A 16,421-nucleotide genomic window follows, 5' to 3' on the forward strand; every position below is an offset into this window, starting at 1 on the left:
GGTCAACGGCGGCGGCTGGCCCTTGCGCAGTGTCGCGATCAGTTCGCGGTAGGGGCCGATCAGGTAGACGGTGTCGCCGGCCTTCAGCCGGGCGTCGCGGCGGGGCCGCAGTCTGATCGGACCTTCCGGGCGGATTATCGCGATGACACGGGTCTGCGTGGACAGCTGCAGCATCAGCAGTCCGTCCAGCTCGCTGCCCGCTGCCACCAGCATCGCCCCGACCATGAAGGAGCGCTGACCGACCCAGAAGGTCCCGAGCACCTGCAGCCCCATCGCCGCCCCGATGAACCAGGGCGCTGCCAGGTCGACGATCGAGCGCACGTTCTCGAAACCGAACCGCCGATTGATCGCAGTGCCCAGCGCCCGTCCCTGCACGCGCATCACGATGGGCACCTTGGTGTCGGACCCCAGGATCTCGAGCAGCACGATCCCGGTCTCGATATTCTCCATGTCGTCTCGGGTGACCACCGCGACTCCGCGGGCATGATCGACCCGGGCCGCCTCCAGCGTCTGGCGCATCGTCGAGTCACCGAAAATCACCGGTACATCGAGTTCGGCCACCGTTTGCAGGAAGGGGTTGTTCTCGTTCTGCTCGACAACCAGCACGTCGTAGCCCGCGGCTGTCAGATCGGTGACGACGCGCACGCCGATCGAACCGAGGCCGACCACGACGATGTGGCCGCGCATGTGGCGGGCGCGCAGCCGCCCGGTGGTGCTGACAAAACGCCGCGACAGCAGCAGGTCCGCCAGAAACGCGGTGAGTACCGCCGTGACGATCACGCCGCCGAACATCAGCGCAACCGCGAACAGGCGCAAGAAAGTGGATTGATAGGCAAAACTGAAATCGCCGTAGCCGACGGTAGTGATCGTTTCCGAGGCGAAGTAGAGCGCGTCGACCCACGATAGCTCGGGATTCTGGTGGCCGAACCGAACGATCACCGTCGACACGAGGGTCAGCAGCACCGTGAACACCAGCGAGGGATACACCATCGGATTGAGGTCGTCGCGCATGGCGCGGGCCGCATCGATTGCGCGCCGTATCCGTGACTGGCGCGACCGCATCGTCGTAGGTGGCGGCGCGGCGATACCGCGCGCCTCCAATTCGTCTTTGACGCCGATCATCGATGTCCAGTCGCCCGCGTACACCTGCTGATCCCGTCCCGGGCACGGCACCACCTCGCCGGGGATCGGCGCGTTCTTGCCGTGTACCACCGCCACCGGGGCCAGGTCTGCGTAAATTTCGCGCAGCGTGCCGTCATGCCGTGCCTCGGAACCCCAGACCACGAAATCGATACCGGCAGCCTCGAATTGGTGTGTGTTGCGGGACAGCACTGCCTCGACGATGGACGGGGTGGCCAGGTCTGCAAGGTCGAGGATCGCACCGGGCCCGTTGACGCCCGCCACCCCACGACGCAGCACCTCGTTGGCCAGACGCGCCACGACCCGGACGCTAGGACTGAATTCCCTTGCAAGTAGCGCAATTTCTAGGTTTACGGCATCGTTGGGTCCAGCGCAGACGACGGCGCGGGCGCGGTGCACTCCGGCGGCGCGCAGATCGGCGGCGGTGTTGATCTTGATGATCCGGGCGCCGGCCCCTCGGAGTTCTTCAGCGATCGTCCTCGACAGCGGGTCGTCACCGCTGACGATGATCTCGCGATGAAATTGAAAGACTTCACCCATACGGGGGTCGTGACCTTCGCTTGTTGTCGTCAATTCTTGTGCAGTTCATATGACTATCGGTCACGGGCTCGGATAGTGCCACCGGAAGCGGACGTTTCAAGTCGTGAATAGCTGTGGCGCGCAAGCACAGTCGCCCGTTGCAACGAGATCGACTTGATTTGGTGACGCATGGGCAACAATCACGACGACAATGGCCGCGGGTGTACGGGATTTATTTTCGGCATCGGGTGGTTGCACAACAGCATGACCATTCGACTTGGATTGCAGATTCCCAGCTTCTCCTACGGCACCCCGGTCGCCGAACTCTTCCCCGCCGTCCAGGCGCAGGCCCGGGAGGCCGAGGATGCCGGATTCGACACTGTGCTGCTGATGGACCACTTCTACCAGTTGCCGGGGCTAGGCGAGCCCGACGAGCCCATGCTCGAGGCCTATACGGCGCTGGGTGCTCTGGCCACCGCCACCGAGCGGGTCCAGCTCTCGACGCTGGTCACCGGCAACACCTATCGCAACCCGACCCTGCTCGCAAAGATCATCACCACGCTTGACGTGGTCAGCGCCGGCCGCGCGATCCTCGGTATCGGGGCCGGCTGGTTCGAGCTGGAACACCAGCAACTGGGCTTCGAGTTCGACACCTTCACCGAACGGTTCGAGAAGCTGGAGGAGGCGCTGCAGATCATCCTTCCGATGCTTCATGGGGAGCGGCCCAGCTTCTCCGGCAAGTGGTATCGCACCGAGAGCGCGATCAACGAGCCCCGCTACCGTGACCACATCCCGATCATGCTCGGCGGCTCCGGCGAGAAGAAGACATTCCGCTTGGCCGCCCGCTATGCCGACCACCTCAACCTCATCGCCGATATCGACCAGCTACCCGCAAAGCTCGACGTGCTGCGGCAACGTTGCGCCGAAATCAACCGGGACCCAGCGACTTTGGAAACCAGCGCTTTGCTGACGCTGGTTGTCGACGGTTTCGGCGCCCCCGCCGACATCGACGAGGCGCGAGGTGGTCGCGCGGTCACCGGCACCATCGAACGGATAGCCGACGAGATCAAGCGTCGTGTCCTCGACGTCGGTATCGACGGTGTGATCGTCAACCTCCCGACGCACGGATACACACCCGGTGTCATCACCAAGGTCGGTGAGGCGTTGCGCCCGTTGATCGACGCTTGACGCAGCCGGCGCTAGATTCGGCTGCATGAAGCGCCCCCGGTCCGATCGGCCGGGGGCGCTTGCATTCTCGAGCATCGGCCTGGCTCGTGGCGAGGCACGCAATCTCGGCGCGGTGGCCGGGACGGGAGCCCGGCGCGGCATCCGCGGCATCGGCGCCGTCGACCTGGGCGAGATCGTCCGGCTACCCAACGGGAAACTCGTCGCGGTGTTCGGCGACTCGTTTCGCGGTGACCACGTGGGCGCGGACCCGCACTACCCGTCGGTGGCGGTGCCGGTGTCACTCGACTCGGCAGGACGGGTGCGGTTCGGCCGGCCGCTCACCGGACCCTCCGGAAGCCGGACCGTGCTGTTCCCGCCACCGCCGCCCGCCCACGGACGAAACACGCTGCCCGCGGGCAGTATTGAGCTGCGTGACGGGACGACGTACATGATGGTCACCGGCACCAGCGACCTCGTCCCCGACGGCGGGTCCTGGCTGGTGCAGGTCACCGATGACCCGGCGGCCGGTTGGTGCCGCATCGACGGATCGTGGCGACCCTGGACCCCCGCGCCCGACCCGGGCCACCCCACGCAGATCAGCGGTTATCAGGCCGCCGACGGCGACGTCTACATCGCCGCGGATTCGTTCGACCGGACCCGGCCCGTCACCATGTACCGAGTCGAGGCCGCTCGAGTGACCGACCGCAGCGCCTGGCGGCCGTGGACCGGCACCCACTGGGGCAGGCCGGGTGATTTGGCCGCAAAGCCCTTGAGCCCCGGCAACTACGGAGAACTCAGCTTCCGCGAGGTCGACGGCAGACCGGTGCTAGCCGGCTTCGACGCCTCGATCGGTTTTGGTGCTGTTCGGGTGCAGGTGGGCCGCGGCGGTCCCGCCGAAATCTTCAGCAACGGCGCGGCGACCCTTGTCATGCAGCAGCACGATGCGGACGACGCCAACTTCATCCCGCAGAACTACGGCGGGTTCATCCTGCCCGGTTCCACTTTGGACAATCTGCACATCTTCGGCAGCCAGTGGCATACGCCAATCGACGGCCCGCAGATCTACAACACCCAGCACCTGGTGGTGCACCCGCACCGGTGAACGCTTGCGGCCACGCAGTGGGCGCTGGGGTGCACGACACACGAACGCAGGCCCGGAGGCTAGGCACCCCGGACCTGCGTCGTCTAGGAGGACTCAGGCCGAGCGCCGGATTCCGCGACCGCGTCCAATCGAACCCTTCAGCAGCATGTCGCGCTCGGACTCCGACAGGCCGCCCCACACCCCGTAGGGTTCGCCGACATCCAACGCGTGGGTGCGGCATTCGTCGATCACCGGGCAGCGCCGGCACATCTCCTTGGCGCGCTGCTCGCGTTGCATGCGGGCCCGGCCACGCTCACCGTCAGGATGGAAGAACATCGACGAGTCGACACCGCGGCACAACCCCTGTAACTGCCAGTTCCAGATGTCGGCGTTGGGTCCAGGTAGCTGTTCCGGCTGTGGCATTGCTGATTCCTCTCTGCACGGCGCACCTGATGCGGATAGGCTCGCGATCAGGGCGAGTGTGCAACTGAATTTGCAGTGGCGTCACCGATGACTACACCGAACACTCCTAGACGCTAGGGGTGCTAACGAATTGGCGTCAATAGGCGTGCGTTGTGGCGAAATACGCACGCGTTGTAAGAGAATTAACTTCGCGTTCATCTGTGACGCTTTAGCCGACGACTAGGTGTGCTAACCGGACTGGAACGTTATCGCAAAACGCCTGTTCAGACGGCTAACGTGAGCGTCTTGTAATTGGCACATGAAGGGCTGTGAGTAATATTCCGGTAACACGGAACGCACAAACTTTTTACCATTGAGGCGGCTGCTATCACGGTGATTGAAACCCGTTACAGTTCTGCGGCTTCAGGTCTGGCAAACGAGCTGGCCGAAGCCGCTTTCGGCAGTCGGCCGGGCGCCTGGCCGCTGCCCACGGCAAATACCCCACGACAGCTCTGGCTGCGCGCCGTCGCCGCCGGCGGCCAGGGCCGGTACGGCAGCGCATACACCGACCTGGCGGCGCTGCGCGCGCAGCAGCAAGCCGGCCCGCTGGCGTCCCTGGCGCACAGCACCCACGGATCGTTCCTGAGGCAACTCGGTTGGCACACCCTGGCGCGCGGCTGGGACGGCCGCGCGTTCGCCCTGGCGGGCCAGGATCCGGAGGCGGGCGCCGATGCACTGGTGGGATTGGCGGCCGACGCGCTGGGCGTCGGCCGCTTCGGGGTGGCGGAGCGGTTGCTGGCCCGCTCCGACGCGTTGCTTAACGGCGCCGAGTTACCGGCCGTGACGGCCGACCGGCTGGCAGTGCGCCGCCGGTGGGTGGGCGCCGAACTGGCGATGGCATCCGGCGACGGTGTGACCGCGGTCAGTCGGGCGCAGGAGGCGGTCGAGCTGGCGCAGGTCATGACCGGCGCCTCGGCGCGCCACCGGGTCAAGAGCGATGTCGTGCTGGCGGCTGCCCTGTGCAGCAGCGGGGCGATCGAACGGGCCCGCGACGTCGCGCAGCGGGCGCTCGAGACCACCGGACCGCTGGGCTTGCGACCCCTGCGCTGGGCGCTGGCTTGCTTGCTGATCGATACCGGAAGCGTCACGGTTGAAGCACAAGGGCTGCGCGAACTCGTCGAAATCCGGGATATTTGCGCAGGTGAGGTGCAACGCTCTGGCGGAATCTGGCGTACCGCCTGACGCTCTGTCCGCCCGTTATTGTCGATCAGCGAGTTAGCCCGGGATGAGTCCCGTTTGTGACTTTGGAGAAACCAGCGTCGATGACAATGCAAGGGGAACGTCTCGACGCTGTGGTCGCGGAGGCCGCCGCAGGGGACCGGAATGCCCTTCGGGAGGTGCTGGAGACCATTCGTCCGATCGTCGTCCGATACTGCCGAGCGCGAGTCGGCACGGTCGAGCGGAGCGGCCTGTCAGCAGATGACGTGGCTCAGGAGGTGTGCTTGGCCACCATTACGGCGTTGCCGCGCTACCGGGACCGAGGACGCCCGTTCCTGGCCTTCCTGTACGGCATCGCAGCACACAAGGTCGCCGACGCACACCGCGCCGCCGGCCGGAACCTGGCCTATCCCGCCGAAGAGGTGCCCGAGCGTCGCTCGGCGGACGCTGGGCCGGAGCAGCGGGCCATCGAAGCCGATTCGGTCACGCGGATGAATGAACTGCTCGAGATCCTGCCGGCCAAGCAGCGCGAAATCCTGGTCCTGCGCGTCGTGGTCGGCCTGAGCGCAGAGGAGACCGCCGCCGCGGTAGGCAGCACCACGGGAGCGGTTCGGGTGGCTCAGCATCGCGCACTTCAACGGTTGAGAGACGAGATCGTCGCGGCAGGTGAGTATGCGTAATTCAGATTTCGGCAACGCCTGGGGTGATCGCCTGGACGACGTGGCCCACACCGACCTGTTGCTCGACGCGCTGGCCACACGCACCGAAGGTGACGTAGGCGATCCCGGGCACGATCCCCTGACCGCGCTGCTGGGGGACTGGCGCGACGACCTGAGATGGCCCCCGGCCAGCGCGCTGGTGTCACAGGAGGAAGCCGAAGACGCCCTACGGGCCGGGATGATGGACCGCGGGCGCGGCCGTCGCGGCCTGGCCGCGGTCGGCTTGGTGGCCGCCACCCTGTTGATGCTCAGCGGGTTCGGCGCCGTGATTGCCGATGCCCGTCCGGGCGACCTTTTGTACGGGCTGCACGCCATGATGTTCAACGAGCCGCGGGTCAGTGACGACCAGATCATGTTGTCCGCGAAGGCGGATCTGGCCAAGGTTCAGCAGATGATCGCCCAGGGTCAGTGGGATCAGGCCCAGACGCAGCTCGCCGAAGTCAGTAGCACCCTGCAGGGCGTCAACGACGGCAGCCGGCGCCAGGGGCTGTTGGACGAGGTGACCCAGTTGAACACCAAGGTGGAGAAGCGCGATCCCAACGCGACGGTGCGACCGGCGTCGCCGCCGAGCGGGCAGCTCGCGCCCGAGGCCCCGGCGAACTCGTGGACGCCGCCCGCGGCCCCCGCCCCCGAGCTCACCGAGCCGAGTACCACCGCCACGTCGCCCACGCCGCCGACGACCACCAAGCACCGGCATTCCTCGACCACGCCCTCGACGACGCCCTCGACGACGCCCTCGGCGACACCGCCCTCGACGACGCCGCCGAGCACGACCGCACCCACGCCGACACCGACATCGAAGGGCAGACACAAGCCGAGCACGCCGGCACCGACGCCCACCTCACCGGCGGCGGCGCCGGGTTCATCGACGGTGCCGACACCGTCGGGACAACTCTGGGACAGGACATCGGGTCCGGCCACACCGAGAACACCGTTCCCGCCGGGACCTACGCCTTGAGCGAAATCGGCGCAGCGGCGGCCTAAAGGTGGCGCCGGAATCCGTCCGCGTCTGAGGTCGCTTCGTTGAGCGACGCGTCGGCGTATCCGCGGCAGTAATCCCACGTGACGTAGGCGTCCGGTTCCGGGTCGTAGGCCGGCTCGTGCGGGCGGACGGTGCCGTCGATCAGCAGCTGCAGCAGGTTGGCCCGCAGCATGTCCCAATCGTGGTAGTGGTCCTGCTGGCATTCGTCGCAGCACACCACGAGACCGCGAATTCCCCTGTGCGCCAACAACGCTTCGTACACAGCCAGGTCGGCCAGATCCGCTTCGACGGCTAACCGTTCCTGCTGATCGAGCGGCTGACCGGGCTCAACGGCCTCCAACGCGGCCGACGGGTCACAGGGGTCGTCGGCGAAAGGGTCAGGCGGCAAACCCGGCGGGAGGTGGTCACGCACCCCCATAGCCTACGCAGCCGGGCAGCGATAATGCCAGAAATTGTCCGGGCGAGCCGAACCGCGCGCCGCTTCTCAAGCCAGTGACGCGCCACGCAGAACTTGCGAGTAGGAGTGTCAGCCTGAGCCGATAGGATGAGTTTTTTCACCCCGAACATGCATCTGGAGGGCTCCACCGATGTCCCGTGGCATGTCCCACCTCGAAGACAGCTCCGACCTGGTCGGCAGCCCATATGTGCGCGACGCCCAACTGGGCGACCTCGCGCACGACCCGGTGCCTACCGGTGGTGACGACCCGCACAAGATCGCGATGCTGGGCCTGACCTTCGACGACGTGCTGCTGTTGCCCGCGGCCTCGGATGTGGTCCCGGCCACGGCGGACACCTCGAGCCAGCTCACCAAGCGGATCAGGCTGAAGGTACCGCTGGTCAGCTCGGCGATGGACACTGTCACGGAGTCCCGGATGGCGATTGCGATGGCCCGGGCCGGCGGCATGGGCGTGCTGCACCGCAACCTGCCCGTCGCCGAACAGGCCGGCCAGGTCGAAATGGTGAAGCGGTCCGAGGCCGGCATGGTGACCGACCCGGTAACCTGCCGTCCGGACAACACATTGGCCCAGGTCGACGCGCTGTGCGCCCGGTTCCGGATCTCCGGGTTGCCGGTCGTCGACGACGACGGAGCGCTGGTCGGCATCATCACCAACCGCGACATGCGTTTCGAGGTGGACCAGTCCCGGCAGGTCGCCGAGGTGATGACCAAGGCCCCGTTGATCACCGCCCAGGAGGGCGTCAGCGCGTCGGCGGCCTTGGGCCTGCTGCGCCGCAACAAGATCGAGAAGCTGCCGATTGTGGACGGACACGGCCGCTTGACCGGCCTGATCACCGTCAAGGACTTCGTCAAGACCGAGCAGCACCCGCTGGCCACCAAGGACAGCGACGGTCGGCTGCTGGTGGGCGCCGCGGTGGGCGTCGGCGGCGACGCCTGGGTGCGCGCCATGATGCTGGTCGATGCCGGGGTCGACGTGCTGGTGGTTGACACCGCACACGCCCACAATCGGTTGGTGCTGGACATGGTCAGCAAGCTCAAGCTCGAGGTCGGTGACCGTGTCGAGGTGGTCGGCGGCAACGTCGCCACCCGCTCGGCCGCCGCGGCGCTGGTCGATGCCGGCGCCGACGCGGTGAAGGTCGGCGTGGGCCCCGGTTCGATCTGCACCACCCGGGTGGTCGCCGGGGTAGGCGCACCACAAATCACCGCGATTCTGGAAGCGGTCGCGGTGTGTCGCCCGGCGGGTGTGCCGGTGATCGCCGACGGCGGGCTGCAGTACTCCGGTGACATCGCCAAGGCGCTGGCTGCAGGCGCCTCGACCGCCATGCTCGGCTCGCTGCTGGCCGGCACCGCCGAGGCGCCCGGCGAACTGATCTTCGTCAACGGCAAGCAGTACAAAAGCTACCGCGGCATGGGGTCGCTGGGCGCCATGCAGGGCCGCAACGGGACGAAGTCGTTCTCCAAGGACCGCTACTTCGCCGACGACGCGCTCTCCGAGGACAAGCTGGTGCCCGAGGGCATCGAGGGCCGGGTGCCGTTCCGCGGTCCGCTCGGATCGGTGATCCACCAGTTGACTGGTGGGCTGCGCGCCGCGATGGGCTACACCGGCGCGCCCACCATCGAAGTGCTGCAACAGGCGCAGTTCGTCCGGATCACCCCGGCGGGGTTGAAGGAGAGTCACCCACACGACGTCGCCATGACCGTCGAAGCGCCCAACTACTACGCTCGGTAGAGCCCACGGACACCGAAATGGTCGAAATCGGCATGGGCCGCAGCGCCCGTCGCACGTATGAGCTCAGTGACATCAACATCGTGCCGTCGCGGCGCACCCGCTCGTCGCAGGATGTGTCCACGGCCTGGCAGCTGGACGCCTACCGGTTCGAGATCCCGGTCCTGGCCCACCCGACCGACGCCCTGGTGTCCCCGGAGTTCGCCATCGAGCTGGGCCGGCTCGGTGGGCTGGCCGTGCTCAACGGGGAGGGGCTGTACGGACGGCACGCCGACGTCGAGGCCAAGGTCGCCCAGCTGGTCGAGGCCGCCACCAAGGAGCCCGAGCCGTCGGCGGCGATCCGGCTGCTGCAGGAGTTGCACGCGGCCCCGCTGAACCCCGACCTGCTGGGCGCCGCCGTGGCGCGTATCCGCGAGGCCGGCGTCACTACCGCGGTACGGGTCAGCCCGCAGAACGCCCAGGCGCTGACCCCGGTGCTGGTGCAGGCCGGTGTCGACCTGCTCGTCATCCACGGCACCATCGTCTCCGCCGAGCGGGTGGCCAGCAACGGTGAGCCGCTCAACCTCAAGACCTTCATCTCCGAACTCGACATTCCCGTCGTCGCCGGCGGCGTGCAGGACCATCGCACCGCCCTGCACCTGATGCGAACCGGCGCGGCCGGCGTCATCGTCGGCTACGGCTCCACCCAGGGCGTCACCACCACCGACGAGGTGCTGGGCATCAACGTCGCGATGGCCACCGCGATCGCCGACGCCGCCGCCGCACGCCGCGAATACCTCGACGAGACCGGCGGGCGCTACGTCCACGTGCTGGCCGACGGGGACATTCACACCTCGGGCGAGTTGGCCAAGGCGATCGCCTGCGGAGCGGACGCAGTGGTGCTCGGCACGCCGCTGGCCGAGTCCGCCGAGGCGCTCGGCGACGGCTGGTTCTGGCCGGCCGCTGCCGCGCATCCCTCGCTGCCCCGCGGGGCGTTGCTCCAGATCGCCGTAGGCGAGCGGCCGCCGCTGGAACGGGTGCTCAACGGCCCCTCCGACGACCCGTTCGGCACGCTGAATCTCGTTGGGGGCCTGCGGCGTTCGATGGCCAAGGCCGGATACTGCGACCTCAAGGAATTCCAGAAGGTCGGGTTGACAGTCAGCACCTAGGGGTTGCTGTTTAATTCCGATGTAAAGCCGGTCATACTGCAGCAATGCAGCCTGATTATGACGTCCTGATTATCGGTTCAGGATTCGGCGGCAGCGTCAGCGCGCTGCGGCTCACCGAGAAGGGTTACCGGGTCGGCGTGCTAGAAGCCGGCAAGCGCTACGCCGACGACGAATTCGCCAAGACCTCGTGGGAGCTGCGCAAATTCCTGTGGGCGCCCAAGCTGGGTTGCTATGGCATCCAGCGCATCCACCCGCTCAAGAACGTGATGATCCTGGCCGGCGCCGGAGTGGGCGGCGGTTCGCTGAATTACGCGAACACGCTGTACATCCCGAACGACCCGTTCTTCAACGACCCGCAGTGGCGGGACATCACCGACTGGCGCTCGGAGTTGATGCCGCACTACGAGCAGGCCCAGCGGATGCTCGGCGTGGTCTACAACCCGACGTTCACCGACGCCGACCGCATTGTCAAAGAGGTCGCCGACGAGATGGGCTGCGGCGACACCTTCGTGCCGACCCCGGTCGGGGTGTTCTTCGGTCCGGACGGCACGAAGACGCCCGGCAAGAAGGTGCCCGACCCGTACTTCGGCGGTGCCGGACCCGAGCGCACCGGGTGCCTGGAATGCGGCTGCTGCATGACGGGCTGCCGCTTCGGCGCGAAGAACACTCTCCTGAAGAACTACCTCTATCTGGCTGAATCGGCTGGGGCCGAGGTCATTTCGATGACAACGGTGAAGAACTTCGAGCAACGTTCCGACGGGGTGTGGGAGGTGCAGACCGTGCGCACCGGCAGTTGGCTGCGCCGCGATCGTCGGACCTACACCGCCAATCACCTGATTCTCGCCGCGGGAACCTGGGGCACCCAGCACCTGTTGTTCAACATGCGCGACAAGGGCAAGCTGCCGCGGTTGTCCCAGCGGCTGGGTGTGCTGACCCGCACCAACTCCGAGTCGATCGTCGGTGCCGCGCGGCTCAAGGTGTCACCGGACCTGAATCTGACGCACGGCGTGGCGATTACGTCGTCGATCCACCCGAGTTCCGACACGCATGTGGAACCGGTCCGCTACGGCAAGGGCTCCAACGCCATGGGGCTGCTGCAGACGTTGATGACCGACGGCTCCGGTCCCGAGGGCACCGACGAGCCGCGGTGGCGCCAGTTGATCCGGCTGGCCCGCGAGGACCCGAAGGCGATCATTCGCCTGCTCAACACCAAAGAGTGGAGCGAGCGCACCATGATCGCGCTGGTCATGCAGAACCTGGACAACTCCATCACCACCTACACCAAGCGCGGCAAGCTCGGCATCCGCTGGTACACCAGCAAACAGGGCCACGGCGAGCCGAACCCATCCTGGATCCCGGTCGGCAACGAAGTCACCCGGCGGATCGCCAAGAAAATCGACGGCGTGGCCGGTGGTACCTGGGGCGAGCTGTTCAACATCCCGCTGACCGCCCATTTCCTGGGCGGGGCGGCGATTGGGGACAGCCCTGACAACGGCGTGATCGACCCCTACCACCGGGTTTACGGCTATCCGAACCTCTATGTGGTTGACGGAGCGGCGATCTCGGCGAATCTGGGCGTCAACCCGTCGCTATCGATCACCGCGCAGGCCGAGCGGGCCGCCGCGCTGTGGCCCAACAAGGGACAGGATGACTTGCGGCCCAAACAGGGTGAGCCGTACCGCCGGCTGGATCCGATCGAGCCCGAGCACCCAGTGGTGCCCGCCGACGCGCCCGGTGCGCTACGCCGGTTGCCGATGGAGGAAATCGCCCCGACGGCCGACGCGAGTTAGCCCGGCCCTCAGCCCGCCAGAGCCAGCGGTGCCCCGCTGATGACCCGGCTGCGCCGGCCGTGCACATCCACGGGGACATCGCCGATCAGGGTGACCCGGTGCATAAGCCGGTACTGGTCGTCGTAGTCGTCGACCGCGCGGTGCTGGGTGGCCCGGTTGTCCCAGATGGCGACGTCGCCGGGCCGCCAGTTCCATCGAACGGTGTTCTCCGGCACGGTTATTCGTCGCTGCAGCAGTTCGAAGAGCGCGTTGGACTCGGTGCTGTCCAGGCCGACGAAGCTGCGCACGAAGTTGCCGGCCACCAGCGTGCGCTCGCCGGTTTCCGGGTGGACCCGCACCACCGGGTGCTCGGTGCGGAAATCGGGCTTCTCGAACGCCTGCCGGAACGCCCGCTGCAGGTCGGTGGCCGACTCGGTGGACACGCTGTCCACGTAGTCGTAGCGGTTGGTGTGCAGCGCCCACAGATTTTCGACCAGGCACTTCAGCGGCTCGGGCAACGCCGTGTACGCCGCGGCGGTATTGGCCCACAGCGTCGACCCGCCGTAGCTGGGCAACGTAACCGCACGCAGGATGGACGCCGCCGGGTAGTTCGCGGCGAAGGTGACGTCGGTGTGCCAGCGGTTGGCCTTGCCGAACTCGGAGTTGATCGGGGTAATGATCGGGGCGTCCGGGGCCAGGGCGGCGGCGGCGGGATGACCGATCGGAGTGCCCAGCAGCGCCGCAAACGCCAACTGTTCGGCGTCGTCGAGCCGATGCTGATCGCGGCAGAAGATCACCTTGTGGGTCAGCAGGGCCGCGCGAATCTCTTCGACTGCGGCAGCTGGGAGGTCGCCGCTTAGGCGCACTCCGCTGACCACGGCACCGATGCGGCTGCCGAGCTTGTGCACGACTATCTGGTCTGCCATCGTTCTCGTCCTTTTTAGAGGGGGTGTAGTCGCCCGACTACATCGCCGACTGTAGTCAGGTGGCTACACATCCCGCAAGGGGTTGCTGTTACTCCGCCGAGTGTGTGCCTTAAGCAGTTGAAACGCGCTCAACGCGGCATCGGGCCCACGGGCGACGCGGGCTGCGGTGTAGTCACTTGCCGACCCGGTTAACGTTGGCGGGTGACTACACGGCCGGCAAACGCCTCGCGCGGCCCGATTCCCACTGGGCGGGAGGAGGTGGCGGCCGCGGTCCTGCAGGCGGCGGCTGACTTGTTTGCCGAGCGGGGCCCTGCCGCGACGTCGATCCGCGACATCGCCGCGCGCTCGAAGGTCAATCACGGGTTGGTATTTCGTCACTTCGGCACCAAGGAACAGTTGGTCCGCGCCGTGCTCGATCACCTGGGCGCCGAGCTGACAACGCTGCTGCATTCGGATGCCGAGTCCGAAGTCGTGGATCGGGCGATGGACCGTCAGATGCGGGTGTGGGCGCGGGCTCTGCTCGATGGATACTCGGCCGAACAACTGAAGACCCGCTTTCCCAACGTGGTCCCGCTGCTTGACTATGCGCGCACGCGTCACGACAAAGATTCCGACGCGCGACTGGCCGTCGCAAATGCCCTCGCGCTGCGACTGGGTTGGCGGCTGTTCGAACCAATGCTGCGCTCGGCGACCGGGCTCGAGGAGTTGACCGATGCCGATCTGCGGCAGGCGGTGATCGATGAGGCGACCCGATTGATCGAACCGCACTGAGCGGTCGAGTAGGGTGCGCGGGCGATGAAAATTCTGATCCTGACCGACAATGTCCACGCCCACGCGATCGCGGCTGAACTGCAAGCCAAGTACGACGGCGTCGAGGTCTACCAGACTCCGATCGGGCAACTTGCGGGCGTGCCGCGGCTGGACGTCAAGGAGCGCACGGCCGAAATCGTCGAGAGCTATGGGTTGGTGCTTTCGTTGCACTGCAAGCAGAAGTTCCCCGACGCACTACTCGACGGAGTCCGGTGTGTGAATGTGCACCCAGGCCTTAATCCCTACAACCGCGGCTGGTTTCCGCAGGTCTTCTCGATCATCGACGGGCAGAAGGTCGGGGTGACGATCCACGAGATGGACGACCAGCTCGACCACGGCCCGATAATCGCCCAGCGTGAATGCCCGATCGCATCATGGGACACCTCGGGCAGCGTCTATGCCCGGCTGCTGGAGATCGAGCGCGAGTTGGTGCTCGAACATTTCGAGGCCATCCGCGACGGCAACTACACCGCCTCGCCGATGCCCGGCGAGGGAAACCTCAATCTGAAGAAGGACTTCGCCGAACTTCGGCAACTGGACCTCGGTGAACGAGGAACGTTCGGCCAATTCCTGAATCGGCTGCGCGCGTTGACCCACGACGACTATCGCAATGCCTGGTTCGTCGACGAGAACGGGCGCAAGGTGTTCGTCCGGCTGGTGCTGGAGCCCGAGGACGGCTGAAGCGCGGAAGCCCTGCCCGCCCCCGGTGCTTATGTTAGCCTTCCCTAATTCGGCAATTCGATGGAGAGGTGGAGTGCGTGCCGCGTACGAGCGCTCCACCGCTGTTCGATCTCGCCTTCATCGGCAGTGGGATCGCCACTTCCATGACCCTGCTGGAAATGGCGCAGGCCCTGCAGACCGGCCGGCGGCCCACCAAGCTGCGAATCGCGGTCGTGGAGCGCGATGACCAGTTCTGGTGCGGCCTTCCCTACGGACGCCGCTCCAGCGTCCGCTCGCTCGCCATCCAGAAGCTCGACGAGTTCATCCACGAACCCGAGAAGTCGGCCTACATCGCCTGGCTGGAGCACAACAAACACCGTTGGCTGCCCGCTTTCTCCGACCAAGGCGGCGACGCGGCGGCGCGCTGGATCAGTGACAACCGCGCAGCACTGGATTCCAATCAGTGGGGCGAGCTTTACCTCCCGCGCAACGTGTTCGGCACATTCATCGGCGAGCAGGTGACTGCCGCCGTCGCTGCGCTGGGAGAATTGAACGTGGCGGAGGTCGTGCCCATCCGTGCCGAGGCGGTCAGCCTGAGGGCTGCGGACGGTCGCTTCGTGATCGGCCTGAGCTCGGCCGAGCTTGACGAGATCGGCGCACGCAAGGTTGTGGTCGCCGTCGGTAGTCCTCCGCCGAAGACCCTGTGGACCCACACCGCCCCAGCGCCTTTCACCTACATCAACGACCTGTACCTGCCGGACGGGGAGAGCAACATGGCGCGGCTGCTCGACGCACTGGAGCGGGTCGAGACGCCAGAGCAGCGCAACGTGTTGATCGTGGGTTCCAACGCGACCTCGCTCGAAGCGTTGTACCTGTTACGCCACGACGCGCGCATTCGCGGACACGTGGACTCGGTCACGGTCATTTCCCGTTCCGGCTCGCTGCCCTACCCGATTTTCGAGAACCCGCCGGAGTTCGACTTTCCCCGACTTAACGCGCTGGTTTCAGCGAAAACGGTTGACGCGGAGGGCCTTATGGCGGCGATCCGCGCCGATCTGAAAACCGCTGAACACCGGTGCCTGAATATCGCCGATCTGTATGACGGCATCGGGGCGCTCGTGGTCCAAGCTCTGGGCAGGATGGATCTCTTGCAGCAGAAGGAGTTTCACTGTGTGCACGGGATGAATTACACCAAATTGGTGCGGCGCGCCGGACGCGACTGCCGTCAGGCCGCCGACGAGCTGGCCGCCGACGGCAAACTCTCCGTGCTGGCTGGAGAAGTCACCAGTGTGGGCGCCTGCACGTCCGGCAGGCCCGTCGCCACGGTGCAATACCGCACCCCGGATGGGGAGCGCAAACATCCGAAAACCTTTGCCGCGGTCTTGAATTGCGGTGGGTTCGAGGATCTGGACGCATGCTCGTCGCCGCTATTGGTCAGTATGATACGTAACGGCCTGTGTCGGCCGAACCGCACCAACCGCGGCGTCCTGGTGAACGACGACTTCGAGGCGAGTCCGGGGTTGCACGTGATCGGGCCGCTGGTCGGCGGCAATTTCAACTCGAAGATCCGGTTCTGGCATGTGGAGAGCGCACCGCGCATCCGGTCGTTGGCCAAACTGTTGGCGCCCAGCCTGATTTCTGCTCATGGCTACGACGGGACCGTCGGATCGTGCAGAACTCAACTCTCGGCTTAACGC

General features: G+C 66.3%; 15 protein-coding genes. 11 read left to right on the forward strand and 4 right to left on the reverse strand.

The window, feature by feature from the left end:
* The coding region (locus BN972_RS03430) for an NAD-binding protein (protein WP_080696676.1) at positions 1 to 1,680 on the reverse strand (1,680 nt) is incomplete at its 3' end.
* A 243-nt stretch (positions 1,681 to 1,923) separates the two neighbouring features.
* Here BN972_RS03430 and BN972_RS03435 point away from each other — a divergent pair.
* Complete coding sequence (locus tag BN972_RS03435) at positions 1,924 to 2,847, forward strand: LLM class F420-dependent oxidoreductase (RefSeq protein WP_036356414.1); 924 nt, start codon at positions 1,924 to 1,926, stop codon at positions 2,845 to 2,847.
* Positions 2,848 to 2,872: 25 nt separating this feature from the next.
* Positions 2,873 to 3,928: a DUF4185 domain-containing protein gene (locus tag BN972_RS03440; RefSeq protein ID WP_051545008.1), complete on the forward strand. Its 1,056-nt coding sequence runs from the start codon at positions 2,873 to 2,875 to the stop codon at positions 3,926 to 3,928.
* 93 nt (positions 3,929 to 4,021) lie between these two features.
* Here the strand turns inward: BN972_RS03440 and BN972_RS03445 are convergent, their stop codons facing one another.
* Positions 4,022 to 4,330, reverse strand: a complete 309-nt coding sequence (locus BN972_RS03445) for a WhiB family transcriptional regulator (RefSeq protein ID WP_036352919.1) — start codon at positions 4,328 to 4,330, stop codon at positions 4,022 to 4,024.
* Positions 4,331 to 4,702: 372 nt separating this feature from the next.
* On the opposite strand from BN972_RS03445, the gene BN972_RS03450 reads away from it, so the two are divergent.
* The 3 genes from BN972_RS03450 to BN972_RS03460 all read left to right on the forward strand — a co-directional run bounded on the left by BN972_RS03450 (position 4,703) and on the right by BN972_RS03460 (position 7,204).
* Positions 4,703 to 5,551, forward strand: coding sequence for a hypothetical protein (locus BN972_RS03450; protein WP_036352922.1), 849 nt, complete (start codon positions 4,703 to 4,705; stop codon positions 5,549 to 5,551).
* Between the two features lie 80 nt (positions 5,552 to 5,631).
* Positions 5,632 to 6,207: an ECF RNA polymerase sigma factor SigD gene (gene sigD, locus BN972_RS03455; RefSeq protein ID WP_065141251.1), complete on the forward strand. Its 576-nt coding sequence runs from the start codon at positions 5,632 to 5,634 to the stop codon at positions 6,205 to 6,207.
* Positions 6,200 to 7,204, forward strand: coding sequence for an anti-sigma-D factor RsdA (locus BN972_RS03460; protein ID WP_080696677.1), 1,005 nt, complete (start codon positions 6,200 to 6,202; stop codon positions 7,202 to 7,204). The genes sigD and BN972_RS03460 overlap by 8 nt, the downstream gene beginning before the upstream one ends.
* Positions 7,205 to 7,226: 22 nt before the next feature.
* Here BN972_RS03460 and BN972_RS03465 read toward each other — a convergent pair whose 3' ends face one another.
* Complete coding sequence (locus BN972_RS03465; protein ID WP_036356422.1) at positions 7,227 to 7,640, reverse strand: DUF5319 domain-containing protein; 414 nt, start codon at positions 7,638 to 7,640, stop codon at positions 7,227 to 7,229.
* Between the two features lie 175 nt (positions 7,641 to 7,815).
* On the opposite strand from BN972_RS03465, the gene guaB reads away from it, so the two are divergent.
* Genes guaB through BN972_RS03480 form a run of 3 tightly spaced genes read left to right on the forward strand, consistent with a single transcriptional unit; the run spans position 7,816 to position 12,349 of the window.
* The gene (gene guaB, locus BN972_RS03470; protein WP_036352927.1) at positions 7,816 to 9,414 is read left to right on the forward strand and encodes an IMP dehydrogenase; all 1,599 of its coding nucleotides are present in this window, start codon (positions 7,816 to 7,818) and stop codon (positions 9,412 to 9,414) included.
* A 17-nt stretch (positions 9,415 to 9,431) separates the two neighbouring features.
* A complete protein-coding gene (locus tag BN972_RS03475; RefSeq protein ID WP_036352930.1) occupies positions 9,432 to 10,559 on the forward strand; it encodes a GuaB3 family IMP dehydrogenase-related protein in 1,128 nt (375 codons plus the stop codon).
* A 44-nt stretch (positions 10,560 to 10,603) separates the two neighbouring features.
* Complete coding sequence (locus tag BN972_RS03480; protein WP_036352933.1) at positions 10,604 to 12,349, forward strand: GMC oxidoreductase; 1,746 nt, start codon at positions 10,604 to 10,606, stop codon at positions 12,347 to 12,349.
* An 8-nt stretch (positions 12,350 to 12,357) separates the two neighbouring features.
* Here BN972_RS03480 and BN972_RS03485 read toward each other — a convergent pair whose 3' ends face one another.
* A complete protein-coding gene (locus tag BN972_RS03485) occupies positions 12,358 to 13,254 on the reverse strand; it encodes a TauD/TfdA dioxygenase family protein (RefSeq protein ID WP_036352936.1) in 897 nt (298 codons plus the stop codon).
* Between the two features lie 201 nt (positions 13,255 to 13,455).
* Here BN972_RS03485 and BN972_RS03490 point away from each other — a divergent pair, with 201 nt between their 5' ends.
* The 3 genes from BN972_RS03490 (at position 13,456) to BN972_RS03500 (ending at position 16,418) form a co-directional block, all read left to right on the forward strand.
* Positions 13,456 to 14,025 (forward strand): TetR/AcrR family transcriptional regulator, encoded by a 570-nt coding sequence (locus BN972_RS03490; RefSeq protein ID WP_080696678.1) that lies wholly within the window; start codon positions 13,456 to 13,458, stop codon positions 14,023 to 14,025.
* A 24-nt stretch (positions 14,026 to 14,049) separates the two neighbouring features.
* Positions 14,050 to 14,745, forward strand: coding sequence for a dTDP-4-amino-4,6-dideoxyglucose formyltransferase (locus BN972_RS03495; protein WP_036352941.1), 696 nt, complete (start codon positions 14,050 to 14,052; stop codon positions 14,743 to 14,745).
* Between the two features lie 143 nt (positions 14,746 to 14,888).
* The gene (locus tag BN972_RS03500) at positions 14,889 to 16,418 is read left to right on the forward strand and encodes an FAD/NAD(P)-binding protein (RefSeq protein ID WP_080696780.1); all 1,530 of its coding nucleotides are present in this window, start codon (positions 14,889 to 14,891) and stop codon (positions 16,416 to 16,418) included.
* Positions 16,419 to 16,421 lie beyond the last annotated feature (3 nt).

It is taken from the genome of Mycobacterium asiaticum DSM 44297 (assembly GCF_000613245.1).
Taxonomy (GTDB): Bacteria; Actinomycetota; Actinomycetes; order Mycobacteriales; family Mycobacteriaceae; genus Mycobacterium; species Mycobacterium asiaticum.